The organism is Polaromonas sp. CG_9.7 (genome assembly GCF_015752205.1).
Classification (GTDB): Bacteria; Pseudomonadota; Gammaproteobacteria; order Burkholderiales; family Burkholderiaceae_C; genus Polaromonas.
Genome location: NZ_JADOVG010000001.1, coordinates 171,238 through 193,215 on the forward strand (window position 1 = coordinate 171,238; position 21,978 = coordinate 193,215).

A 21,978-nucleotide genomic window follows, 5' to 3' on the forward strand; every position below is an offset into this window, starting at 1 on the left:
AGCGCGTCGCCATGAACACCGTCACCACCGCCGACAAGACCGAGTTGTACGTCAAGGACTGGGGCAGCGGCCAGCCGGTCATCTTGCTGCATGGCTGGCCGCTGTCGGCCGACAGCTGGGACGACCATGCCATGGCGCTGGCCGACGCCGGCTACCGCGCCATCGCCTACGACCGCCGGGGTTTCGGCCGTTCATCGCAGCCCTGGAGCGGCTACGACTACGACACACTGGCCGACGACCTGGCCGCCGTGATCGAGCAGACCGGCGCGCATGATGCGGTGCTGGCCGGCTTTTCGATGGGCGGCGGCGAGGTGGCGCGCTACATGTCGCGCCATGGCGGCAAGTCAGTGGCCAAGGCGGTGCTGGTGTCGTCGGTCGTGCCCTTCATGCTGAAAACCGACGACAACCCCAAGGGCACGCCCATGTCGGTGTTCGACAAGATGACCGCTGGCATGAAGGAAGACCGCGCCGAGTTCTTCGGCACGTTTTTTGAAGATTTTTATGGCGTCGGCATGTTGTCCAGCCCGGTCAGCGACGAAGTCATCGACTGGTCGCGCCAAGTGGCCATGCAGGCGAGCCTGAAAGCCACGCTGGCCTGCGCGGCCGCCTTCGCCACCACCGACTTCCGCCCGGACCTGGCGGCGTTTAAGGTGCCGACGCTGATCATCCACGGCACTGGCGACAACACGGTGCCGATTGACGCTGCCGGCCGGGCCGCAGCCAAGGGCATTGCCGGCTCAACCCTGCTGGAATATGACGGCGCGCCGCATGGCCTGCTGGTGACTGAAAAAGACCGCGTGACGCGCGATCTGCTCGACTTCCTGAAAGGCTAAGCTGTAAAAAGGACGCAGCCTTGCCAGGCTGCAATCAGGAATTCCTGAAATCGTATGTGCCGGGCAGCAAGATGCTCTTGTCCACTGTGTTGATGTCGGTGTGGCCGCAAAAGGCCATGGTGATGTCGAGTTCCTTGTGGATGATCTGCAGCGCCTTGGTCACGCCGGCCTCGCCCATGGCGCCCAGGCCGTACACCATGGCGCGGCCAATCAGCGTGCCGCGCGCGCCCAGCGCCCAGGCCTTGAGCACGTCCTGGCCGGAACGGATGCCGCCGTCCATCCACACCTCAATCTCCGAACCAACGGCCTCGACGATCTCCGGCAGCGCTGAAATGCTTGACGGTGCGCCGTCAAGCTGGCGGCCACCATGGTTGCTGACGACAATGGCGTCGGCACCGCTTTGCACCGCCAGCCGGGCGTCTTCGACATCCTGAATGCCTTTGAGGATCAGCTTTCCGCCCCATTTTTCCTTGACCCAGGCGATGTCGGCCCACGACAGGCGCGGGTCGAACTGTTCGTTGGTCCAGGCGGACAGCGAATTCATGTCGCTCACGCCCTTGACGTGGCCGACCAGGTTGCCAAAAGTGCGGCGGCGCGTGCCCGCCATGCCCAGGCACCAGCGCGGCTTGGTCATCAGGTTGATGATGTTGGCCAGCGTCGGTTTTGGCGGCGCCGTCAGGCCATTTTTCAAATCCTTGTGGCGCTGGCCGATGACCTGCAGGTCCAGCGTCAGCACCAGCGCGTTGCAGCCGGCCTTGCGGGTGCGCTCGATCATCGCGGCCATGGCCTCGCGGTCGCGCATCATGTAGAGCTGGAACCAGAAAGGGCGCTGCGTGTGGGCGGCGATGTCCTCGATCGAGCAGATGCTCATGGTCGAGAGGATGAAGGGAATGCCGAACTTTTCAGCCGCCCGGGCCGCCTTGATCTCGCCGTCGGCATGCTGCATGCCGGTCAGGCCGACAGGCGCAATCGCCACCGGCATCTTCACGTCGATGCCAACCATTTTTGTCGCTGTCGAGCGGTTTTCCATGTTCACCGCGACGCGCTGGCGCAGCTTGATCTTCTGAAAATCAGTCTCATTGGCGCGGTAGGTGCCTTCGGTCCACGAGCCTGAGTCGGCGTAGTCGTAGAACATGCGGGGAACGCGTTTTTGCGCCAGCACGCGCAGGTCTTCGATGTTGGTGATCACGGTCATGGGTTGTCTCCTGAAGCAACTGATGCTAGCGGTTTGCGCGTTTCTGGCGAGTGAATAATTTTTTTGCCTGGTAAATTTATTTCAACAGCGCCGCAGTTGGCACAGCGTTGCAGCGCTGCAGGCGCATAGGTCAGTTCCTTCTTTTGGAAGGCGCTGATGCCCTGGCTCGGCGCAAACCGGCGCCGCGCACTTTTAGCCCGTTCGCCGCCTTGCCGAACAGCGTGCGGCTGAGTGAGCCGATGCCGACCAGCTCGCCGCGAAACGGCACCAGCTTCAGGTAAGCCTCCAGAATCTGGTCCTTGCCAGCTGCATGTTCAGCGTGGACGCGCCCGGCGTTTTCGTGTCCCACAGGTTGGCCCACCCTGCACTGGACACCGCCTGCCAGTCCACGCCGCTGTATTCGTAAAACCGCTTGTCTTCACTCGGCACCAGCGCCCTGCGCAAGGCCGGCGAGATGTCGGCCTGGGCGACCCACTGCCCGCGCCGCACGCTGGCATCGGTATGCACGCGCTGGCAGTGCTTGGCGCCAGGCAAGCCTCAGGCGGGCGCGGCGGTCACAGCAGCGGCTCGGTGTGGCCCGGCGCGCGATTCAGCAACTGTGTCTGCTGGTTGATGCTGACCGTGCGGTAGCGTTCGTAGTGGCGCAGGATGTCGACGATGATTTCCTCAGGCCGCAGGTACTGGATGTCGTAGCCCTGGCGGCCGTCTTCGAAGAAGGTCATCGGCTCGAATACCTGGTCACGCTCGCTATCGCGTGCCGCTTCGCGCACGATGAACACCGGCACCGCACGGCTGACGGCCTTGACGCCATAGACAAAGTCCCGCAGCGTCGGGTCGGGAATCGTCAGGCGCAGCACGCCTTCGCCCAGGTCGTCCTCGTGCACGCTGGCGGCCACGCCGCGCTGGTTCAGCTCGCGCACCACGTCGCGCATGGCCTGCAGCACGCCTGTCTGCATGAACTGCAGCACGTCCTTGCGGGTGGACTGGTGCACGATCTGCTCCAGCCGCTTGCGCCAGTGCTGGCCGCTCCAGAAATTGGTGGCAGGCGACAGGTCTTGCGTCGAATGTGCCACGTCCGCCTGCAGGCCGCGCCAAAGTCCATAGCAGAGGGCCAGCATGATCACGGCCACTGGCAGTGCGGCCACTAGCGTCATGGCCTGCAGAGCGCCCAGCCCACCGGCCAGCAGCAGCACGGCGGCGGTCACGCCCAGCACGCCCGCCCAGAACAAGCGCTGCCAAACCGGCGAGCGCGGGTTGCCGCGAGAGGCAATGGCATCGACGACATAAGCGCCGGAGTCGGCCGAGGTGACAAAGAACACCCCAATCAGCAAGATAGCCAGCCACGACACCGTCACGGTCAGCGGCAAAAAGTCAAAAAACCGGAACAGCAATGCATCGACGTTGCCCACGGTCTGCGCCAGCGCCCCAGCGGCCACGTTGGTGTCGATCCAGATGGCGCCGTTGCCAAACGCCGTCATCCACAGCAGATTGAAAGCCGTTGGCACCAGGAGCACGCCAAGGATGAACTGGCGAATCGTGCGGCCGCGCGAAATGCGCGCAATGAACATACCGACAAACGGCGACCAGGAAATCCACCAGGCCCAGTACAGGATGGTCCAGCCGCCAAACCAGCCTTCGTCACGTGTCGGTTCATAAACAAAGGTGCGCAGCGACATGCTGACCAGGTTCGACAGGTAGCCGCCAATGTTTTCACTCAGTGCCTGAAATAAATACACCGTCGGTCCGGCAATGATGACAAAGCCCAGCAGCAAGAACGACAGCGACAAGTTGAACTCGCTCAGGCGGCGCACACCCTTGTCCAGCCCGCTGACCGCCGACAGGCCGGCCAGCAACACCACGACGACGATGATGCCGATGCGAAAGGCGTTGGTCGAGGTGTCCCAGCCGCCGACCTTGTTCAACCCGGCCGCCAACTGCAATGCGCCGTAGCCCAGCGTGGTGGCAATGCCGGCAATGGTGCCGACCAGCGCAAAGGCATCGACGCAGTGGCCGATCGGGCCGTTGATGCGTTCCTTGAGCAGCGGGTAGAGGCCCGAGCGCAGCGTCAGCGGCAGGTTGTAGCGAAAGCCGAAGTAGGCCAGCACCAGCCCCATGGTGCCGTAAATCGCCCAGGCGTGAAAGCCCCAGTGGAAAAACGTCACCTGCAGTGCTTCCTTGGCCGCCGCCGGTGTGCCGCCGATTTGCGTTGGCGGCTTGAGAAAGTGCTGCAGCGGCTCGCCCACGCCAAAATACATCAGGCCAATACCCATGCCGGCGGCAAACAGCATGGCGGTCCACGACAGGAAATTGAATTCGGGCAGGGAGTCATCCGGGCCGAGCCGGATGTCACCAAAGCGGCTGGCTGCCACCATCAGCAAAAACACCAGAAACACCGTGACCGCACTGGTGTAAAACCAGTCAAAGTGGCCCACCACCCAACTTTGCGCGCCTGAAAAAACCTGGTTGGCAAGCTCCGGAAACATGCCGCAAAACACCAGCAGGGCGCCCAGCACCAGCAGTGCCGGAATGACGACCTGCGGCACCAGCGTGGTCAGCGGTGCGCGCTCCGGCGTGGGAGAAGGGGGCTTGATACCGGGACCTGTTTCAGGCTCTATGGGGACGGGAGGGCTGGAAGCTATGGAAGCCATGGAAGGGGTGGGAGAAGGGTCTTGCATGCGGTGATCTCCTGGGATTGGCTCAAAGGCAGCCCGGCATCTGACGGCCTTGTGCACCCTGATCAAACCGGGTGCGCAAGGTCTAAGCCAGTCGGGTTAGCGGGGCATAGTACGCCTTGCGCCGGCCTGTGCGTGTCGGTCAATGGCTATTTCGTCGTCTTTGCTTCAATCCGTGCATTCGGCGTTTCGCTGCAGTGGTCAAGTTATTGCGGAGAGGTCAACAGGTGGGTTGAGTTGCCGATTTAGGCGCGAAAGCATTGGCGTGACAAGTACCCCGGTTTGGTGTTCAGCCGCACCGGGTTGAAGAAGTTGACGATGTAGTCAGCCATGTCATGAATGGCTTTGCCGTGGATTGGCGTCGTCGCGTTGCCAGACCCGCTCCATCTTCAGGCTCAGTAAAAAGTGTTCCATCCTGGTTGTAGTGCGCCAGTGGCCATTATGCTTTTCCTGACGCCTGCACGCCAAGCACCGATGTCGGCAGTCCTGGCAACAAAGCATGTTTGCTTTGGGTCAAAAAATGGCCTGCGACACCGACCACCCCTACAAAGTGGGGCACGTTACGGCAACCCGCTTGAGCGCTTTTGGTTTTTATCCCATCAGGCGCCGCCCCGAACGGCGCCCAGGGCGGGGTAGCCGCCGGGCTGCGGGTCCGGTCCTTTTTTCAGCACCGCCATTCGGCCTTTCATGGCGACCATCTCCACCGTCTGGCTGGCAATGATGTCTTGGGCAAGCTGGCGCACCATCGGGTCGCGCCCATGGATCAGTACCAGCCGCGCCATTTCCACAGCGCCCTGGTGGTGGGGAATCATCATGGCCAAAAAATCGGTATCGGGCTGACCGGTGTAGCCCGGGCCGTGCATGTCGTCCATCATGCGGGCCATACCTGCATCCATGTCCGATTCAAAGGCGCTGGCAGTGCCCGGCCGCGCTTTGACGTGCCCATGCGCGCCATGGTCCGTCATGCGGTCTGCCCCTTGGTTCCAGGACGCACATAGACCAGGTTGATGCTTTTCTTGTTGCGCAGTTCGCCCGACGGCAGTTTCAGGGCGCCGAGCGTAATCTGGGTGATGAGCTTGGGCTCCAGCGGCCTTGAAACGTCGAAGGCCGAACACACCACCTGGCCTGCATGGGGCGTGCCGGGCAGCTCGTCCTGCTCATGCGCCACGTAAAGCAGGTTGTTGGCCGGATTGGTCCACAGGCCGTGCGCTTCGCGCCCGCCGGTGTACACCATGCCCACGACCTTTTGCTGGGCCAGCGGCACCGAGCGGTCAATGATGGCCAGGCGGCTGGACGCCGCGCCGTTGGGCCCGCCGTCATCGACCCGGGCCAGGCTCATGTAAGTCACCTGGCCGCCAGCGTTGTCAACAAATTCAAGGTGGTTGGGCCGGGCCATCTCGCCTAACGAGAGCGTCGCCAGCACGGTGCCGGGGTCTTTCACCGAAACAATCGACACCGCATCGGCCAGCTTGTGCGACAGCCACATCTGGGTGCCGTCGGGCGAGAGCTTTTGAAACGGCGTGAAGGCCGGCTTGTCCTGCGCGCCCAGGTCCACCAGGCGAAGACGTTTCGGCCGCGAATGGCCATTGGCGTCCGGATTGACCTGCATGATCTCGAGCTGCGCAGCCTTTTGGCTGACCACGAAGGCCAGCAGGCCGTCTTTGGAGAACCACACCTGGGCCGGCCCGTTCAAGGTCGGCAGGTAAGCGCGCACCGCCTGCGAAGGCATGGGCCCCTGACCCGTCAACTGGCGCATGGCTTGGCTCACGTCAACAATGGCGATGCGGTCTTCACCGCGCAAGGTGACCCACAACTCCTTGCCGTTGCGCGTGAACGTCGGCTCATGCGGCTCCCGGCCGAGCAAGATGCCGCTGGACAGGCGATCCGGGCTGGTCGTCGGGCCGGCTTGTGGATTGATGGCATTGCCAATGACGCGGCGGTTCGCCGCATCGATCAGGTAGATGTTGCTGCTGCCGCGCCCGGAGGTGGCAAGCAGCGTGCCGTCCGGGTTGGGCACGGCGCCATGCGCGTCCACGCAGCCATGGTAGAGCGGCTTGTGGATCATCGCCGCATGGGTCGGCATGACGCCGCCGGTGACAAAGCGAAAGGGCGGGCGCGCGTCTTCGTCGAAGCTGGTGAGGTTGATCGTCGTGTCGACCGTGTTGCTCATCGGGTTGATCACGCTGATGGTGTTGGAGTCTTCATTGGTGATGAAGACCCGGTCCACGGGCGAAATATCCGGTCCGGCGGTGGGTATCGCGAGCGCGGCAGGCGCGGCGGTGGAATCCTGGGCCATGGCCCACGGCGTTACAGCTGCGGCAGCGGTCGCTGCAGGCAAGGCGACAGCGGCTTTCAGAAAGTCGCGCCGCGTGTCGTTCAGTTTTGCATTCATTGGTCAGCTTTCAAGTAAATAGTGTGGTCGATTGAAAATGGCAAGCAGCGCACGAACGCGGTGGACGGTCTGCAGGGCATGGGGTTGTCCAGAATGTTGAGAGTTTTTTAAACGGAGTCCGAACGCCCTCAGCGTGCGCTGCCAAGCTGTCGGTACACCTCGCTTGACACCCGAGCCAGCTCGGTCTTGTCGGCATCGGCGGAGATGGCGTAGCCAAAAGGACCGTTGACCCAGTAAAAGACATTCACCGGGCCTTCCCTGGCAAACCTGAACGCCGTTTCCTGGTGGCTACCTGACGGCGCAGCAGCGTCAGGCGCAGCCACTTCGCGGGACACATACAGCGTCAGCTTGGCCCCGGCGCTGTCGTGGTACATGAACTGCGCGACCGGACCTTGTCCGCCAGGCAACAGCCGCCCGCCGTCCAGGGCATACCCCAGGTCCTGCAGATGGGGCGGCTTCATGGGCGCGCCCATGCGCTTGGACAACCAGGCCACCAGCTGGTCTTCATGGTCTGCGCCCACTTCCACGGGACGGCGCGCATCCGGGCTGTACACCGCATGCGCGACGGCGGCGCGCTGGGCAAAGCCGGTGGCCGAAGCCAGGGTGATGGCGCTGGGGGTGCGCCGCGCCAGCGTTTGTGCGCCGGGTTCGGCACCGATGCCGCGCAGTGCCCAGCCTGCGGCGCCACTGACCACCGCAATGGCAATGCCTGCCGCCAGGCGCTGCGCATACCAAGGTGTCCGCGGCCTGGCGGCCTGCCTCAGCCGGTGCGGCAGTGGCTCGTCCAACACCGGATCGAACAGCGCACGCAACTCACGCTTGTGCGCCAGGTAGGCCTCCACGCGCAGCGCCTCCTCGGGCCGCTTGGCCAGGTAAGCCTCGATCTCGCGCTGGCGCTCGGGCGTGAGCTGGCGGTCGACAAACGCCTGCAGTTCGGCTTCGGTCACCGGCGCGGCCGGTGGTGATGGGGGCGTGACGGAATTCATAAGGGCGTGTTCGGGGAGCGGCTCATTTGACAACTTTCAGGCGAACGGGTTGAACGTGGCCCGTCAACAACGAGCGTAGCCGCTCGCGCCCGCGCGACAGCCGGGACATGACCGATCCGATGGGAATGCCCAGGGTGGCCGCGACTTCGGCATAGCTCATGTCTTCGAGCGCGACCAGCAGCATGATTTCGCGCTGCTCGGCGGGAAGCTGCTCAAGCGCCGCCTGCAGGTCGAGCACTGCCAGGCGGTCGTCCTGTGTTGGCGCGACCGGCGCCTCGGGTGTTTCATCGTCCAGCGCCACGGTCGCCAGCCCGGGCCTGCGGATACCGTCCACATGCACGTTGTGCATGATGCTGAACAGCCATGCACGCATGTCGGTCACGCCAAGCCACAGGCTGGACTTGGCGCAGGCCCGCTCCAGCGTGTCCTGCACCAGGTCATCGGCATCATCCCGGTTGCTGGCCAGCGCCCGGGCATAACGGCGCAGGCGCGGCACCCAGGTCAGCAGCTGCTGGCCGCTTGCCTTCTCGTTGTTGTCGTCGTGATCGGTTCGCACGCCTGGGCTTTAGGGACTGGAGCGTGGTGCCGCGTTGCCGACGGGAAGCCGGGCCTTCACTCCTTCACGATGTGCCAGACATCCTTGAAGTTGTCACCCGTGCGGTCGCCCGCCTTCTGGTCGGCTTTGTAGAAGTAAAGTGGCTTGCCTTTATAGGCCAGCTGGGTGGCACCGTCATCGCGCGTGACGGCGCTGTAGTCGCCCGCAGGCTGATCGGCCGGCGTTGCCAGCAGGGGCGGCCACAGACCGGCGCACGGGCCGTTGCACACGCTCTTGCCGCTGCCCGCCTTGTCGTTGTCAAAGGTGTAGAGCGTCATGCCGTTGGCCGCGACCAGGGCGCCGCCGCTCATCTTGGCCGGCGCATCGGCAGCAATGGCAGAGGTCAGGAAGGCGCCGCCGAGGGCCAAAGCGGCAATAAATTGGGTAAATTTCATGGGATGCTCCGGTTGACAGTAAAAATTGAACAGGGTGTTCAGGCTCTGAATGCGCCTGACATCAAGGTAGACGCAAGCACCCTGCGGTTTATTCCAGCCGTCACAAATTATTTAATCTGTTGAAGTTCAATAGCGGGCGACTTGTCTTTGATCCAGCTTTGCCAGCGTAAAGCTGATCCGGAAAGGCGTCACCGGTACAAGACTGTGCCAATCGTTTAAGTGAGTTGGAAAAATTTGTTTTCCACGAAATTTATCGGTCCGGCCCGATGAAGTATGAACTTTATTGAATTTTCCATTGAAGAAAGATGGAAAAAGAAAATGCAGGAAAGCAAACGCTGGAGTGAGAAAGGTTGCGCACGATAGCCGTAAGCCAAACCTGCGCCAACATTCCAACAACCGTTAAATTCAGAGGGTAAGGTTCGCTGTAAGTCAAAGGTGACAGCATCGTTGGCAGGATCAACCAGCAGGGAAAATTTTCCTGAAAATTGCTTGCGCGGTTCCAGTCCACGCTGCTGGCAGGAACACGCGCAGAGAAATTTCCCCTTCATGCTTGAGTCCTTGCACATCATCGGCATAGAAGTCGGCACCACCATTCACGCCATTTGCAAATTGCTGCAGCCGCGCCCTTGTCCGTAGGCGGTGAAGGGAGGGGCCGATGAAAAACACGTACCAAGCCGAATAAAAAGACCTCAACGCGCGAGCCTTCGCGTTCTTCAAACTCTGTACCCAGCTTCCTCAGTACCGCTTCGATGTCTGTCCAGCGGGCATTGGCACAGACAGGCCGAGAAAAGATCAGTTCCTGAGTGCGCTGGTACTTGCGTTTCAATCAATTTACGGTATCAAAAAACAGCATCACGTGATGATGAATAAGTACAGTCACTTCAGGCGACTCATCCGTTCTTGGAGCGTTCTGGTTTTCTCGAAAAAAAGCGAACCATAGTTCGCCTTTTTTGTTTCCCTTGCTGATTTTGATCAGCCCAAATCAATCGGCACGAAAATCCGCGTGTCGCCGCGCAAGATCAGCAGCGCGACTGATTTTTGCGATTTCGCCACGGTGGCGCGTACCTGCTCGATGTTCTTCACTGGGATGCCGTTGATTGACAACAACACATCACCCGCCTGAACGCCGGCCTGGGCTGCAGGGCCGCTGGCTTGCTGCACCACCAGTCCGCTGTCGGTGCCGGCTTGCTGCTGCTCGTCAGGCTGCAGCGGACGCAGCGCCAGGCCCAGTTTTCCCTGGCCCGCCGTTTCCTTCTTGCTGGCGACCTGCGCGGCCTTGTCATCGGCGTTGGCCAGCCGTGCGGTCAGTTCCTTTGGCGCACCCTGACGCCAGACATCGAGCTTGACGCTGTCGCCCGGCGCGGCAAGGCCAATCACCGCCGGCAAGTCGCCCGACGACACGATGGGCTGGCCGTTGACCTGGCGGATCACGTCGCCCGACATCAGTCCCGCCTTGTCGGCCGGGCTGCCTTTTTCGACCGACGATACCAGCGCACCTTCTGGCTTGTCGAGCTTGAAGGAATCGGCAAACGCCTGGTTCACCTCTTGCACCGACACGCCCAGCTTGGCATGCTCGACCTTGCCGGTGGTGACGATCTGGTTCTTGATCTTGTTCGCGATGTCGATCGGGATGGCAAATGACACGCCCTGGTAGCCGCCGCTGCGGGTGTAGATTTGCGAGTTGATGCCGACCACTTCGCCGCGTGCGTTGAACAGTGGGCCACCCGAGTTGCCGGGGTTGATGGCGACATCGGTCTGGATGAACGGCACGGCGCTGTCGTCAGGCAGCGAGCGGCCCTTGGCGCTGACGACGCCGGCGGTCACGGTGTTTTCAAAACCAAAGGGCGAGCCAATGGCCAGCACCCATTCGCCGACTTTCAGCTCGCTGGTCTTGCCCAGCTTGGCGACCGGCAGGTTGGTGGCCGCGATCTTCAGCACGGCAATGTCGGTCTTGGCGTCAGCGCCCAGCACCTTGGCGCGGAACTCGCGCCGGTCGGTCAGCTTGACGGTGACTTCCTTGGCGCCGCGCACCACATGGGCATTGGTCAGGATGATGCCGTCGTCGCTGACGATAAAGCCCGATCCCTGGCCGCGCGTCGGCATTTCCTGCTGCGCGCCGGGTCCGCCCCGTCCTGCGCCCGGGTGTCCCTGGCCCTGCTGGAAGCGGCGGAACAATTCGCCCAGTGGGCCGTTGAGCGGGTCGTCCTGCGCGTCGTCGCCGCCGTCCTGCGCCAATGGCGAATCGTTCGACACCTTGGTGGTGCCGGTGACGCTGATGTTCACCACCGACGGGCCATAGCGCTCGGTGATCTGCGAAAAGTCGGGCAGGGCCACGGGGGTGGCCCCAGGAACTGCGGCGACAAAGGCGGGCGGCGAGATGGCGGCCGCAGCCGTTGTGTGCATGGCGTTGAACGCGCCGACCCCGGCACCGCCAATGGCACCTGCAGCCAGCAGCGCGGCAACCAGGCGGGTATTGCTTGAAACGGTTGATGTCATGAAAAAGCTCCTGTCGGGTAAGGCACGCGTTGGTGCCGATGCAGACAAGTATCAGGACGCAGGCTTAGACGAAACTTAAAGTTGGTCCGCGTGGCGAGCTGCGGCGGGCGCAAACCGAACCTCTACCTTCAGGCCGCCCAGGCGGGGCGATTCGCCCAGTGCCAGCACAGCGCCGTGCCGGTCGGCAATCGCCTTGACGATGGCCAGCCCCAGGCCGCTGCCGGTTTGCTGCGCCGTGTCGCTGGCGCGAAAAAAGCGGTCGAACACGCGCGGGCGCAGGTCTGGCGCAATGCCCGGTCCGCTGTCTTCGACCGTCAGCACCGGGCTGCCGTCCACCAGCGCCAGCGACACATCGACCTGGCCGCCTGGCGGCGTGTACTTGACGGCGTTTTCCAGCAGGTTGCGCAGCAGGATGCGCAGCGCCTCCGTCTGGCCGATGACGGGCGGCACGGCTTGCGCAGATGCGTCTTCGGCCAGCCCCAGGTCGATGTGCCCGAGCCGCGCCTGCGGCAGGGTGTCGGCCACGGCCAGTTGCACCACCTGCTGCAGATCCACTGGCTGGCCGCTGGCCGTGGCCGGGCCGGCTTCCTCGCGGGCCAATAGCAGCAGCTGCTCGACGCCCCGGATGGCCCGGTCCAACCCGAGGTTCAGACGCGTCACGGCGGCTTCGCGTGCAGCAGGGTCATCGTCCACGCGGCGCAGGGTCTGCGCCTGCAGCTTGAGCGCCGTCAACGGCGAGCGCAGCTCATGCGCGGCATCGGCGACAAAATTTTTCTGCGCCTCGAAGGCACGCCGCACCCGGCCAAACAGCAGGTTGAGCTCATCAACCAGCGGCCGGACTTCGTCGGGCAGGCCCGCATCCTGCAAGGGTGAAAAATCATCGGCGGCGCGGCTGGCGACGACCTGGCGCGTGCGTTCGATGGGTGCCAGCGAACGCTTGATGATCCACCAGACCGCCAGCATCAACAGCGGCGTGAGCCAGGCAAACGGCAGCACCGCGCGCAGCGCCAGCGCGCGTGCCCGGGCGGTGCGCGCGCTCAGGTCCTGCGCGATCTGCACGGTCTGCAAGGGCGTTTGCAAGGTGTAGACGCGGTATCGGTTTCCGTGCGCCTCGACATCCGAAAAACCCAGCACGGCGCGCGGCGGCAAGGCCGAGCCGGTAGATCGGAAAATCTGCGTGCCGTCCTGGCCCCAGATCTGCACAAACAGGTCGTAGCCCGAATCTTCTTCGGCCCCGGCTTGCGGCAGCCCCAGCGGAATGCCGCCGCGCAGCGAGCGCGCCATCTGCTGCAAATGGTCGTCGAACAGCGCGTCGGCCTGGCGCAAGGCCCCCCGGTAAGCCGTGACCGCCTGCAGCACCGCCGCCAGCAAGATCGCCACCAGCACGAACCACAACAGGCGCCGCTTGAGGGAATGCGCCCCCACGCTTGGCGCTTCGCGTGCTGCATGGCCCCCCGAGGGGGCTGGACTTGCCGGGGGCGGCCCGGCGCTGCGGCCGTCATGCGCCGCTTTCATTCCTTGGGCACCACATAGCCCAGGCCGCGAACGTTCTGGATGAAGTCGTTGCCAAGCTTCTTGCGCACGCCGTGGACATAGACCTCGACCGCATTGCTGCTGATGTCGTCCTTCCAGCTGAACAGCTTTTCTTCCAGCTGGGCGCGCGACAGCACCGCGCCGGGCCGGGCGATCAGCGCTTCCAGCACCGCCCATTCGCGCGCTGACAGCGACACCGGCTGGCCGTGCAGCAGGGCTTCGCGCGTCGCCGGGTTCAGGCTGACGCCCTTGTGCGCAAACAACGGCTCGCCCCGGCCGGCGCTGCGACGCAGCAGGGCGCGGATGCGCGCCAGCAACTCGTCAATGTCGTAAGGCTTGAGCACGTAGTCGTCGGCGCCCGCGTCCAGCCCGGCGATACGCTCGGCCACGCCGTCGCGCGCCGTGGCGACCAGCACCGGCACGGCCTCACGCCGCTGGCGCAGGGCGCGCAGCACGTCCAGGCCGTCGCGTTTGGGCAGACCCAGGTCGAGCAGCACCAGGTCGTATTGCTCGCTCTTCAATGCCGCGTCGGCCATGGCGCCATCGCGTACCCAGTCCACGGCGTAGTGCTCTGCACGCAGCACCTGCAGCACCGCCTCGCCAATCATGGCGTCGTCTTCAACCAGCAGTAAGCGCATGGGGTTTTCCTTGAAGTGGCAAAGTCTGATGGATGCAGCTTAGTCGGAACTTAAAACCAAAACGTGCGGACCTCCGGCCTGGCTGCAGCGAGGTTCTCCATCACTGCTTGAGCACTTCTTTTTTGATAGCAAAAAGCATAAGCTGCACGTGCGCTAAAGGCCAAAAAAGCTTGAAATTTCGCAAGTATTCAGCGCCCTCGACTCGAATCGCCCCTTATCTTTTGTCATGGCGGGCCCGACCCGCAATCCATCTGTGCACAGTCAAACATGCGGCGAAATCCCACTGCTGACTGGCTGCGGCTGGATTGGGGTGCTGTGGATTGCGGGTCAAGCCCGCAACGACAGAGTAAGAAAGATCACGTTTCAACCATGCGCTGAGCAGTGACGAAATGACACCGCCTTCAGTCCGCGTTGCGCCGCCACACTAGTCCCAGCGCGCTGAATTTTTGCCAGGTCGTGGCCCGTTCGTCGGACAGCACATCCAGAAAATCGGACAGTCGCTTGGACTTGCCCATGGTGTAGAACGTCAGCACCAGCGTCAGTACAAAAACGATGGCAAATATCCACAGCTTGCGGCTCAGTGGCGCATCGGCCTCGGCCAGCAGGTTCATCCCCAGGAAACCCGTCGTCACCGTGCCGATCAGGCCAAAGATGGTCACCACCGTCAGGCGTACGACCGTATTGGCCTGGCGTCGCAGGCTGTCGGCGTCCAGGTAGTTGTTCATCTCGCCAATCCGCTCTTTGACCTCAAGGTACAGCGAATCGACTTCCAGATGGCCGGCGCACAGGCGAAACAGCGCGCGCACCTGGCCCTGCTCGGAAATGTCATGGAACCAGTAGCGGTGGGTGAAGCGCAAGAAGCTGGCGAAGCTGTTGCGTATTGTGCGTTTGAAGGCGCGAACGCTGGCAGCGTCGGCAATATCCAGGTTCTTCAGCGCCTCGGCCAGCCGGTCCGAGAACATCAAAAGCGCCGCCTTTTGAAAATGCGCAATCAAAAACAGCAAAAAATGCTGGTGCCGGAACTGCGCCAGCACGCCGCGTTCGGGGCAGACGAAAAACGCGCTGTTCGCATCGCCCAGCACTAGAAGCGAATGCCCGCTGCACAAATAGCGCGTGTGGGGCGCAGCGCCGCCTTCGCCCCAGAAACGGTCGTAGCAAAAGCGCTTTTCAAAGTCGCCCGGCTGCGCTTCGGCATAGGGCGTGCGGGTGTCGGACCCGACGTCAGCCGGTCCGAGCACCAGCGCCAGGCGGATGAAGTCGTTGCGGCTCACGTCGCGCGGACGGTCCACCGCCAGAAAGGCCAGCTGCGGCATCCGGTAGTACTCGATCATCCGGTAGCGCAGGCTCCCGGCCTTGCCGGAATGGTCGCCCACCATTGGTTCGAGCAACCAGGCCCAGTGCGCGGCGACGCGCGGCGCGCGATGCTGGCTGACATGCGCCATGAACACCTCGCGCTGGCTGGCGTCCGACTGCGCCAGCACCTGGCCTTGGTGGCCCAGCCATTCGGCGCTGAGCAAGCAATGCTGCGCATGGCCGGCAGTGTCCCAGCTGGCCGGGTAGGCACGGCCAAAGCGGTACAGCAGGTCTTGCGCCTGTGGCAGCGTCAGGTCACTGCCGCTGACTTCGACATTGAGCAACACCAGGTCCAGGTCAAGAAAAAAGTACAGGTCGACATGGGCGATGTCGAGCATGACGGGCGCTGCGCCCGGATGCGTGACAGCGCGCAGCCCCTTGACATCGCTGCGGCGAAACACCCGCATCGGCGAGCCTGCCGTGGCCCCCGTGCCACTCGGGCTGTGTCCCTCGCCGTACAAAAACCGCTGTACATAGGGCAAAAAACTGACGAATTCGTTGTAATGCCGCTCACAGAACCTGCCGCTGCCATCGCTGTATTCATCAACCACCTCGCGCCAGGGTGACGCCTCGGCCATGTCCGCCAGCAGTTGCCACGGTTTGGCGTGCCGGCCTTCTGAGCCGCGCACTGGCATCAAGCGCAAGGGCCAGAGCAAAACCTGCCGGAACTGTTTGACGCAGACATGCGGGGACTCTGGGGACATGGGTGTGGCTTTGCGGGAGGCGGGGCAGGCAGTGTACGGGGAATGCCAGGGCTGGGTGGCTTGGTCAAGAATTGAAAAAAACAGAGTCTCGCCCATTTGATGGGCTCATTCTTTACCTCCCGCCTCTGCCGATCCAGGGCAAGCCATTTACGGTGCTGCTGCGCGGCTGACACCACTGCCATGGTGCCAAAACCCTAGCGCAAAACTTGACCGGGTGTGATGGCTCTGGCATCAGCCAGCGTGAAACAGAACATGGCACCGTCATTTACCTTGCCTTCAGCCCAGACACGGCCGCCGTGTCGGTCAATGACTCGTTTCACGGTGGCCAGGCCAATGCCGGTTCCTGCAAAATCCGAAGGTGAGTGCAGTCGCTCAAAGGTGCCAAAAAGTTTCTCGGCATAAGCCATGTCAAAGCCGGCGCCGTTGTCCTTGACGAAATAAACGGTTTCGTTGTCTGCGCTTGCCGTGCTGCCGACCTCAATGTGGGTCAGCTCATGCTTGGACGTGAATTTCCAGGCATTGTTCAGCAAGTTTTGCATCACCACCCCCAAAAGGCGCCGGTCACCCGTGGCCACCATCGCGTCCTGAATGCATATTTGCGCCTGTCGATGCGGCTCGTGTTCCTGGCACTCCTGCGCGATGCGCCTGGCCATGGTGCTCATATCAACTTCGCTAAATTGCAGCGTATCGCGCGACAACTGGGCCAGTGCAAGCAGGCCATCGATCAGTTCACCCATATGCCGCACGCCGGAGCGGATCCGGTCCATGTAATGCTTTCCTTTTTCGCCCGCCTTGTCGGCAACCGCCCGCTCCAGCAAATGGCTGAATCCGTCAATCGTTTTCAAAGGTGCTCGAAGGTCGTGTGACACCGAATAGGAGAACGCCTCCAGCGCCTGGTTTGCGGCTTCAAGCTGGAGAGTGCGCTGGTGTACCCGGTCTTCCAATTCGCTGTTGAGCAAAAGAATTTCGTCTTTCGCCCGCCCCAGTTCATGGCTGCGCTTTTCAAGTGATCGAACCTGGCGAATCAGCATGACCGCAAAGGCCAGCGTCAGCAGGCCCTGAAAAATGTTCAGCGCAATGCTGATGTGAACCTGCTCACGCGCTGCAGCATTGCGGGTGCGAACATTATTTCCGACCATCTCGATGGTGAGCAAGGACAGGTCGTGAATGGGTGTTCCAAGCGACTCTATCTGACTCGACAGTTTGGCGATCACATCCGTACTCAGGTCAGACGGCGAATTTTCTGAAAGGAAAGGATCGGCGTGACCGATGAATTGCGTGATCAGTTCCGAAGTGTGCGGACGGTCTGGCAGTGGCACGTCCGGGCTGGCGAGCTGCATGGACTGCACCAGCAAGACGCGGCTGACGAAAATTTCATAGCCCTCGCGAAGCGCTTGGGAATCGATGCCTTCGGGGTAGCGCTTTGCCTGGCGCAGGCTGTCGCGAAGCGTCAGATACTCGTATTCAAGCTGGAAAAAAATCCACGAAACATTTTCTTCGTTGTAGGCAATCGTGCTGTCGATGCGCTGGCTCTGACGTATCTGTATCCAGCCGACCGCCACAAACACCGCCACCAGTACGGTCGTCACCGCCAGTGTCCAGCGGCCCGATGACACGGAACGCCACAAGGAATGCCGGGCCGGTGTGTTCACTGCACTTCTATAGAGCGAACTTGCCAGGCGGAGCGTTTGTAATAGAGTGTCGTGTGAAGCGCTGTGTCGGTGTCATACGGGTAAACGATGAACAGCGGCCCCTTGTCTCGTATTGCCATGGGCTTGTCATCCATCAGGCGCGCCAGAATCACCGGGAACTGCTGTGTATCGGCGACCGGGACCTCAACCTTGTAATTGTTCAACGATATGGCCTTGATGGTTTCACCCTTGGCGCCAACGGCCGCCAGCACGTCGCGCAGCAAGGGCCCGGTAAATTTTTTCTTCTCTGGGTACCAGGGGGTCAGCGTTGTGAAACTGTGCTGGGGCAACGCCGTCAGCATCTCCATGTCGAAGTCAGTCGGGTCACCGGGATTTTTTTGCCCGATATTGCCGCTGAGGGACAAAACAACCTTTCCTTTGGGCGTGTCCAGCGCATGGGATTGGCCTGAGAGTAAAAAGGCCGCGGTGCCCAGCAGACATAACCGGCGATTCGGGTTTAAAAACATGGTCATTCCTGGCTATTTGCGTTGTGACTAAAACGGGTGGGTTGGGGAGAGAAACAAGTTACAAAATACGCGCTGGCTATTGTTCAATCAATGTATCAGACTGTGATATTTCAAACAAAAATCTATTGAAATCCAGCTAAAAAAACAGTCTTGTTGCTGCATTTTATTGTGTACAAATGTAATTTGAGCATTGCATTACGCATAGGCGATTGTCTTCATCGAATAGCGGGTTGCCATTAATTTAGCAACAGCTTTGGTTTGCCGAATGTCCACTAGAACCCTGAATGATCCATGAACGCATGGCTTTTGAATGGTTTCAGGCCGCCGATCAGACATCAGCCTGGAGGCAGCAGTCATTCAGTGTCGATGTTGACCCTCATCAGCATGGCGGAGCATCCGTGCATGAGCTTGCCGCCGATCCCAGATTGTTTAAACAGAGCCAGGAACAAGAGCAAGAGCAATGCCTTGACACGGTGGAAAATCTTGCTTGATGGCAATGCTCGGGCCGAGCGTAAAAAAGACCAGCGTTGTGGCCTGGGTGCGCCCGGCCGGCTTATGCGGCAGGGTCGGCAGCCTTTCCCAGCGCTGGTACCAGGTCGGATTGGGTAATCATGCCGACCAGGCGCTCACCCTCGCCAATGATGGGAAGGTGGTGATGGCCTGTGCTGCCAAACAGCGGCGGCAGTTCCACGAGGTAACGCTCCATACTCGCCACCTGCACGTTGCGCGTCATGATCTGGCCAGTCTGAGACGTGGGCGCTGCGGCAGGTTTCAGCTGGCGGTGCGTATAGGGCCGGCGCGTGGCATTGGTGTAGCCAATGCCGGCCAGCACCAGCAACAGGCAGTTCAGCAATACCGGGTACAGCGCAAACGCCGGATCACCGATTCTCCCCAGCACCATCATCAGCGCCCTGGCACCGCCGGGCGGATGCAGGCAGCGCATCGCCAGCATCATGCCACTGGCCGTGGCCACGGCCAGTGCAGCGGCCAACTCGGGAGAGCCCAGCGGGTGCATGCCGTGCACGCCGGAAATGCCCACCAGCACCGACACGGTGTTGCCACCCACCACCGGCCAGGCTGCGACATCGGTCCGGCAGGCACAGCAAACACCAGTACGGCGCTGGCCCCCAGCGGTGCGACCAGCCAGGGAAGCTTCTGCGCCACGGAATCGGAACCAAAATAAAAGCACAGCAGCCCGGTCAGGAGAATACCGAAAAGCGATCCCGCCACGATCCGCAGCTGCTCGCGGTTGTTGATTCGGGTTCACGCCGGCAAGAAGCCGCGCTACCACTCAGGTTTTAACAAAGCTTTGAACCCGTCGGGGCACGGCAGATTCATGGGCGCTGATTCTTGTTTTTGGAATCGTCCAGGCTTTGATACCACCCGGCATAGGGCGTATTTTTGGCCAGATGCCGGTTGAAATCCGTGGCGCCATCCGTCCACCAGACCGTGCCGCGCTCGCCCAGCGCGATTTTTGCGGCATCGACTTCGGCCCGGGCTTGTGCAAGCTCGTTGGCATCCTGGGTGCCAAGCGCCGTTTTCACCGCGCGCCGGGCGTTCATGAGTTGTTGCACCAGTGCGCTGCGCACCGCTTCGGGCAGGGCGGGATTGGTGGCCCGCCACAGCCGGCCGCGAACGACGAAGTAGCGTGCGTCGGGGGTGGCAGGTGGGCTCATGGGGCAGTGCTGACAAAACTCAAACCTGGTCCAAAAGCTTGTGGTCGGTGTTGATGATGTCTTCCACGCTGTCTTGCAGCTTGAAATACGGAAGCAGCAAATTTTCCATGGTGTAGAAGCCTCTGGGTTTTTCCTGAAGGTTTTGAATGGCGAACAAGATGCCATTGCCAAAGGCCTCGCGGGTAATCGACTCGTGCTTCAGGCGCACGGTTTGGTAGGGAAACCCAAACAGGATTTCATGGACGCCGACAATGCCGCCAGCACGCACGGTCTTGATGTTTTCTTCGGGCAAGCCGAGTTCGTGGGCAAGAATTTTTGCGGTGCCTGAAATTTCGGGTTTACCCTTGAAATGCTCTTCAATGATTTCAATGTCGGTGTACGGGGCGATATTCTTCAGAATTTTGGCCGCAATCATCATGAAATTAATCCCCAGCGTGATGTTGGGTGAATGCATGACAACGGTTTGCTGCGCCAGTTGCTTGAGTTTTTGCAACTGTTCCTGCGGGTATTGCGACACGGCGCTGACGATTGTGATGCCCCGTTTGGCGGCGGAATCACCGTAGTAATTCAGGCCGTCTTCTGATGAAAAATCAACGATGACATCCACCGGATACAGGTCCAGAATCTCGTCGATGGAATACTCGTCCTTGGAATAAATCAGGCCGGGCTGCGTTTCTGTGGATTCGATGCCCAGAAATTCGGGCACCGAACGGTGCTCCAGACGCCGGGAGCGGCGCACCACCCATTGCAGCACCGTCTGATGCGACTCCAGCAACACCGAGGCAACTGCACGTCCTGTTTTTCCAAAGCCAATAATTCCTACTCTCATGCCGTTCCCTTTATGTGAGGCGGTTGCACCTGTCCGGCGTAAAACACCAGCAACGACCCATTGCTGATTCCAGTAATGCGCGCTCTTAACCCAGCCGCGCCCGGTGCCGCGCAATCTGCGCGCGTACCTGCTCTGGCGCCGTGCCACCCAAAATGTTCCTTGCGTTCAACGAACCGCGCAGGCTGAGCACGTCATACACGTCTTTTTCAATCGACGGGTTGAACTCTTGCAGCACGGCCAGCGGCAGTTCTGACAGGTCGACCTGGTGCGCCGTCGCAGCCTTGACGGCATGGGCGACGGTTTCGTGGGCGTCGCGAAACGGCAGGCCCTTTTTCGTCAGGTAGTCGGCCAGGTCGGTGGCGGTGGCGTAGCCGCGCAGGGCGGCGCGTTCCATCGCTTCGGGCTTGACGGTGATGCCGCCAACCATCTCGGCAAAGATGCGCAGCGTGTCTTTGAGCGTGTCCACCGTGTCAAACAGCGGCTCCTTGTCTTCCTGGTTGTCTTTGTTGTAGGCCAGGGGCTGGCCCTTCATCAGGGTGATCAGGCCCATCAGGTGACCAACGACCCGGCCGGTCTTGCCACGCGCCAGTTCGGGCACGTCGGGGTTTTTCTTCTGCGGCATGATCGACGAGCCAGTGGTGAAGCGGTCGGCAATGTGAATGAAGCTGAAGTTCTGGCTCATCCAGAGAATCAGCTCTTCGCTGAAGCGGCTGATGTGCACCATCGCCAGAGAAGCGGCTGCCGTGAACTCAATCGCAAAGTCGCGGTCGCTCACGGCGTCCAGACTGTTCTGGCAGACCTGCGGCTGGCCTTGTTCATCGACCATGCCCAGCGTGGTGGCGACGCGTTCGCGGTCCAGCGGGTAGCTGGTGCCTGCCAGTGCAGCAGCGCCCAGCGGCAGGCGGTTCACGCGGCGGCGCACTTCACCCATGCGTTCGGCGTCGCGGCTGAACATTTCGACATAAGCCAGCATATGGTGGCCAAAGCTGACCGGCTGGGCGACTTGCAGGTGCGTGAAACCGGGCAAAATGACTTCGACGTTTTTGTCGGCAATCTCGACCAGTGCCTTTTGCAGGTCCACCAGCAAGCCGCCGATCAGGTCGATCTCGCCGCGCAGCCACAGGCGCACGTCGGTGGCGACCTGGTCGTTGCGCGAACGACCGGTGTGCAGGCGCTTGCCTGGGTCGCCGACCAGCTGGGTCAGGCGCGCCTCGATGTTCAGGTGAACGTCTTCCAGGTCCAGCTTCCATTCAAACGCGCCGGATTCGATCTCGGCGGTGATCTGCGCCATGCCGTTCTGGATCGCTGTGTGGTCGGCCGGGGCGATGATGCCTTGTGCGGCCAGCATGTCGGCATGCGCCAGCGAGCCGGCGATGTCGGCTTGCCACAGCCGCTTGTCAAAAAATACGCTGGAGGTGTAGCGCTTGACCAGATCGCTCATGGGTTCTGAAAACAGGGCTGACCAGGCTTGGGATTTTTTGTCGAATTGATTCATGCGGGCTTTCTTGGATGGGCAGGCTCGG

The 21,978-nt window shown here is 61.6% G+C and carries 21 protein-coding genes and 1 pseudogene; 2 read left to right on the forward strand and 20 right to left on the reverse strand.

Annotated elements, in window-relative coordinates; all coding sequences use genetic code 11:
- Window positions 1-11: 11 nt before the first annotated feature.
- Window positions 12-833 carry an alpha/beta fold hydrolase gene (locus IWX87_RS00810; RefSeq protein WP_196861829.1) on the forward strand — a complete coding sequence of 274 codons (822 nt, stop codon included), beginning with the start codon at window positions 12-14 and terminating at the stop codon, window positions 831-833.
- Between the two features lie 34 nt (window positions 834-867).
- On the opposite strand, the gene IWX87_RS00815 is transcribed toward IWX87_RS00810, so the two are convergent.
- From IWX87_RS00815 to IWX87_RS00890, 16 genes and pseudogenes are all read right to left on the reverse strand, one after another.
- A complete protein-coding gene (locus tag IWX87_RS00815; RefSeq protein WP_196861603.1) occupies window positions 868-2,028 on the reverse strand; it encodes an alpha-hydroxy acid oxidase in 1,161 nt (386 codons plus the stop codon).
- Window positions 2,029-2,167: 139 nt separating this feature from the next.
- A pseudogene (locus IWX87_RS00820) lies at window positions 2,168-2,541 on the reverse strand (biosynthetic peptidoglycan transglycosylase); the annotation flags it as partial.
- A gap of 41 nt (window positions 2,542-2,582) precedes the next feature.
- Entirely contained in the window at window positions 2,583-4,703 is a 2,121-nt protein-coding gene (locus IWX87_RS00825) for a BCCT family transporter (protein ID WP_255532069.1), read from the reverse strand.
- A gap of 596 nt (window positions 4,704-5,299) precedes the next feature.
- A complete protein-coding gene (locus IWX87_RS00830) occupies window positions 5,300-5,665 on the reverse strand; it encodes a DUF305 domain-containing protein (protein WP_196861604.1) in 366 nt (121 codons plus the stop codon).
- Window positions 5,662-7,092, reverse strand: coding sequence for a YncE family protein (locus tag IWX87_RS00835; protein WP_196861605.1), 1,431 nt, complete (start codon window positions 7,090-7,092; stop codon window positions 5,662-5,664). The genes IWX87_RS00830 and IWX87_RS00835 overlap by 4 nt, the downstream gene beginning before the upstream one ends.
- A 128-nt stretch (window positions 7,093-7,220) precedes the next feature.
- A complete protein-coding gene (locus tag IWX87_RS00840) occupies window positions 7,221-8,078 on the reverse strand; it encodes an anti-sigma factor (protein WP_196861606.1) in 858 nt (285 codons plus the stop codon).
- A gap of 22 nt (window positions 8,079-8,100) precedes the next feature.
- Window positions 8,101-8,634, reverse strand: a complete 534-nt coding sequence (locus tag IWX87_RS00845) for an RNA polymerase sigma factor (RefSeq protein ID WP_196861607.1) — start codon at window positions 8,632-8,634, stop codon at window positions 8,101-8,103.
- 56 nt (window positions 8,635-8,690) lie between these two features.
- The gene (locus tag IWX87_RS00850) at window positions 8,691-9,068 is read right to left on the reverse strand and encodes a hypothetical protein (protein WP_196861608.1); all 378 of its coding nucleotides are present in this window, start codon (window positions 9,066-9,068) and stop codon (window positions 8,691-8,693) included.
- A gap of 215 nt (window positions 9,069-9,283) precedes the next feature.
- Window positions 9,284-9,661: a hypothetical protein gene (locus tag IWX87_RS00855; RefSeq protein WP_231376500.1), complete on the reverse strand. Its 378-nt coding sequence runs from the start codon at window positions 9,659-9,661 to the stop codon at window positions 9,284-9,286.
- Window positions 9,634-9,894 carry a type II toxin-antitoxin system HicA family toxin gene (locus tag IWX87_RS00860; protein WP_196861610.1) on the reverse strand — a complete coding sequence of 87 codons (261 nt, stop codon included), beginning with the start codon at window positions 9,892-9,894 and terminating at the stop codon, window positions 9,634-9,636. The genes IWX87_RS00855 and IWX87_RS00860 overlap by 28 nt, the downstream gene beginning before the upstream one ends.
- 146 nt (window positions 9,895-10,040) lie before the next feature.
- Window positions 10,041-11,564 (reverse strand): Do family serine endopeptidase, encoded by a 1,524-nt coding sequence (locus tag IWX87_RS00865; RefSeq protein ID WP_196861611.1) that lies wholly within the window; start codon window positions 11,562-11,564, stop codon window positions 10,041-10,043.
- A 75-nt stretch (window positions 11,565-11,639) separates the two neighbouring features.
- Window positions 11,640-12,989 (reverse strand): ATP-binding protein, encoded by a 1,350-nt coding sequence (locus IWX87_RS00870; protein WP_370583708.1) that lies wholly within the window; start codon window positions 12,987-12,989, stop codon window positions 11,640-11,642.
- Between the two features lie 86 nt (window positions 12,990-13,075).
- Window positions 13,076-13,735, reverse strand: coding sequence for a response regulator (locus IWX87_RS00875; protein WP_196861613.1), 660 nt, complete (start codon window positions 13,733-13,735; stop codon window positions 13,076-13,078).
- Between the two features lie 401 nt (window positions 13,736-14,136).
- Window positions 14,137-15,792, reverse strand: coding sequence for a hypothetical protein (locus tag IWX87_RS00880; protein WP_196861614.1), 1,656 nt, complete (start codon window positions 15,790-15,792; stop codon window positions 14,137-14,139).
- A 194-nt stretch (window positions 15,793-15,986) separates the two neighbouring features.
- Window positions 15,987-17,444, reverse strand: coding sequence for an ATP-binding protein (locus IWX87_RS19980; protein WP_370583709.1), 1,458 nt, complete (start codon window positions 17,442-17,444; stop codon window positions 15,987-15,989).
- Complete coding sequence (locus tag IWX87_RS00890) at window positions 17,441-17,950, reverse strand: hypothetical protein (RefSeq protein ID WP_196861615.1); 510 nt, start codon at window positions 17,948-17,950, stop codon at window positions 17,441-17,443. The genes IWX87_RS19980 and IWX87_RS00890 overlap by 4 nt, the downstream gene beginning before the upstream one ends.
- Before the next feature lie 284 nt (window positions 17,951-18,234).
- Here IWX87_RS00890 and IWX87_RS00895 point away from each other — a divergent pair, with 284 nt between their 5' ends.
- Window positions 18,235-18,441, forward strand: coding sequence for a hypothetical protein (locus tag IWX87_RS00895; RefSeq protein ID WP_196861616.1), 207 nt, complete (start codon window positions 18,235-18,237; stop codon window positions 18,439-18,441).
- A 62-nt stretch (window positions 18,442-18,503) separates the two neighbouring features.
- Here the strand turns inward: IWX87_RS00895 and IWX87_RS00900 are convergent, their stop codons facing one another.
- The 4 genes from IWX87_RS00900 to argH all read right to left on the reverse strand — a co-directional run bounded on the left by IWX87_RS00900 (window position 18,504) and on the right by argH (window position 21,950).
- Complete coding sequence (locus IWX87_RS00900; RefSeq protein ID WP_348535220.1) at window positions 18,504-19,016, reverse strand: HPP family protein; 513 nt, start codon at window positions 19,014-19,016, stop codon at window positions 18,504-18,506.
- Window positions 19,017-19,284: 268 nt separating this feature from the next.
- Window positions 19,285-19,626 carry a hypothetical protein gene (locus IWX87_RS00905; protein ID WP_196861617.1) on the reverse strand — a complete coding sequence of 114 codons (342 nt, stop codon included), beginning with the start codon at window positions 19,624-19,626 and terminating at the stop codon, window positions 19,285-19,287.
- A 19-nt stretch (window positions 19,627-19,645) separates the two neighbouring features.
- A complete protein-coding gene (locus IWX87_RS00910; protein WP_196861618.1) occupies window positions 19,646-20,455 on the reverse strand; it encodes a 4-hydroxy-tetrahydrodipicolinate reductase in 810 nt (269 codons plus the stop codon).
- Window positions 20,456-20,540: 85 nt separating this feature from the next.
- On the reverse strand, window positions 20,541-21,950 hold the full coding sequence (gene argH / locus IWX87_RS00915; RefSeq protein WP_196861619.1) for an argininosuccinate lyase: 1,410 nt from the start codon (window positions 21,948-21,950) through the stop codon (window positions 20,541-20,543).
- Window positions 21,951-21,978 lie beyond the last annotated feature (28 nt).

What these genes read in the sequence shown, in the direction of transcription:
- IWX87_RS00835 (WP_196861605.1), bottom strand. Translation starts at nt 7,092, where the DNA reads ATGAATGCAAAACTGAACGACACGCGGCGCGACTTTCTGAAAGCCGCT.
- IWX87_RS00810 (WP_196861829.1), top strand. Translation starts at nt 12, where the DNA reads ATGAACACCGTCACCACCGCCGACAAGACCGAGTTGTACGTCAAGGAC.
- argH (WP_196861619.1), bottom strand. Translation starts at nt 21,950, where the DNA reads ATGAATCAATTCGACAAAAAATCCCAAGCCTGGTCAGCCCTGTTTTCA.
- IWX87_RS00880 (WP_196861614.1), bottom strand. Translation starts at nt 15,792, where the DNA reads ATGTCCCCAGAGTCCCCGCATGTCTGCGTCAAACAGTTCCGGCAGGTT.
- IWX87_RS00840 (WP_196861606.1), bottom strand. Translation starts at nt 8,078, where the DNA reads ATGAATTCCGTCACGCCCCCATCACCACCGGCCGCGCCGGTGACCGAA.
- IWX87_RS00895 (WP_196861616.1), top strand. Translation starts at nt 18,235, where the DNA reads ATGATCCATGAACGCATGGCTTTTGAATGGTTTCAGGCCGCCGATCAG.
- IWX87_RS00830 (WP_196861604.1), bottom strand. Translation starts at nt 5,665, where the DNA reads ATGACGGACCATGGCGCGCATGGGCACGTCAAAGCGCGGCCGGGCACT.
- IWX87_RS00875 (WP_196861613.1), bottom strand. Translation starts at nt 13,735, where the DNA reads ATGCGCTTACTGCTGGTTGAAGACGACGCCATGATTGGCGAGGCGGTG.
- IWX87_RS00890 (WP_196861615.1), bottom strand. Translation starts at nt 17,950, where the DNA reads ATGTTTTTAAACCCGAATCGCCGGTTATGTCTGCTGGGCACCGCGGCC.
- IWX87_RS00905 (WP_196861617.1), bottom strand. Translation starts at nt 19,626, where the DNA reads ATGAGCCCACCTGCCACCCCCGACGCACGCTACTTCGTCGTTCGCGGC.
- IWX87_RS00910 (WP_196861618.1), bottom strand. Translation starts at nt 20,455, where the DNA reads ATGAGAGTAGGAATTATTGGCTTTGGAAAAACAGGACGTGCAGTTGCC.
- IWX87_RS00855 (WP_231376500.1), bottom strand. Translation starts at nt 9,661, where the DNA reads ATGGTGGTGCCGACTTCTATGCCGATGATGTGCAAGGACTCAAGCATG.
- IWX87_RS00865 (WP_196861611.1), bottom strand. Translation starts at nt 11,564, where the DNA reads ATGACATCAACCGTTTCAAGCAATACCCGCCTGGTTGCCGCGCTGCTG.
- IWX87_RS00815 (WP_196861603.1), bottom strand. Translation starts at nt 2,028, where the DNA reads ATGACCGTGATCACCAACATCGAAGACCTGCGCGTGCTGGCGCAAAAA.
- IWX87_RS00825 (WP_255532069.1), bottom strand. Translation starts at nt 4,703, where the DNA reads ATGCAAGACCCTTCTCCCACCCCTTCCATGGCTTCCATAGCTTCCAGC.
- IWX87_RS00850 (WP_196861608.1), bottom strand. Translation starts at nt 9,068, where the DNA reads ATGAAATTTACCCAATTTATTGCCGCTTTGGCCCTCGGCGGCGCCTTC.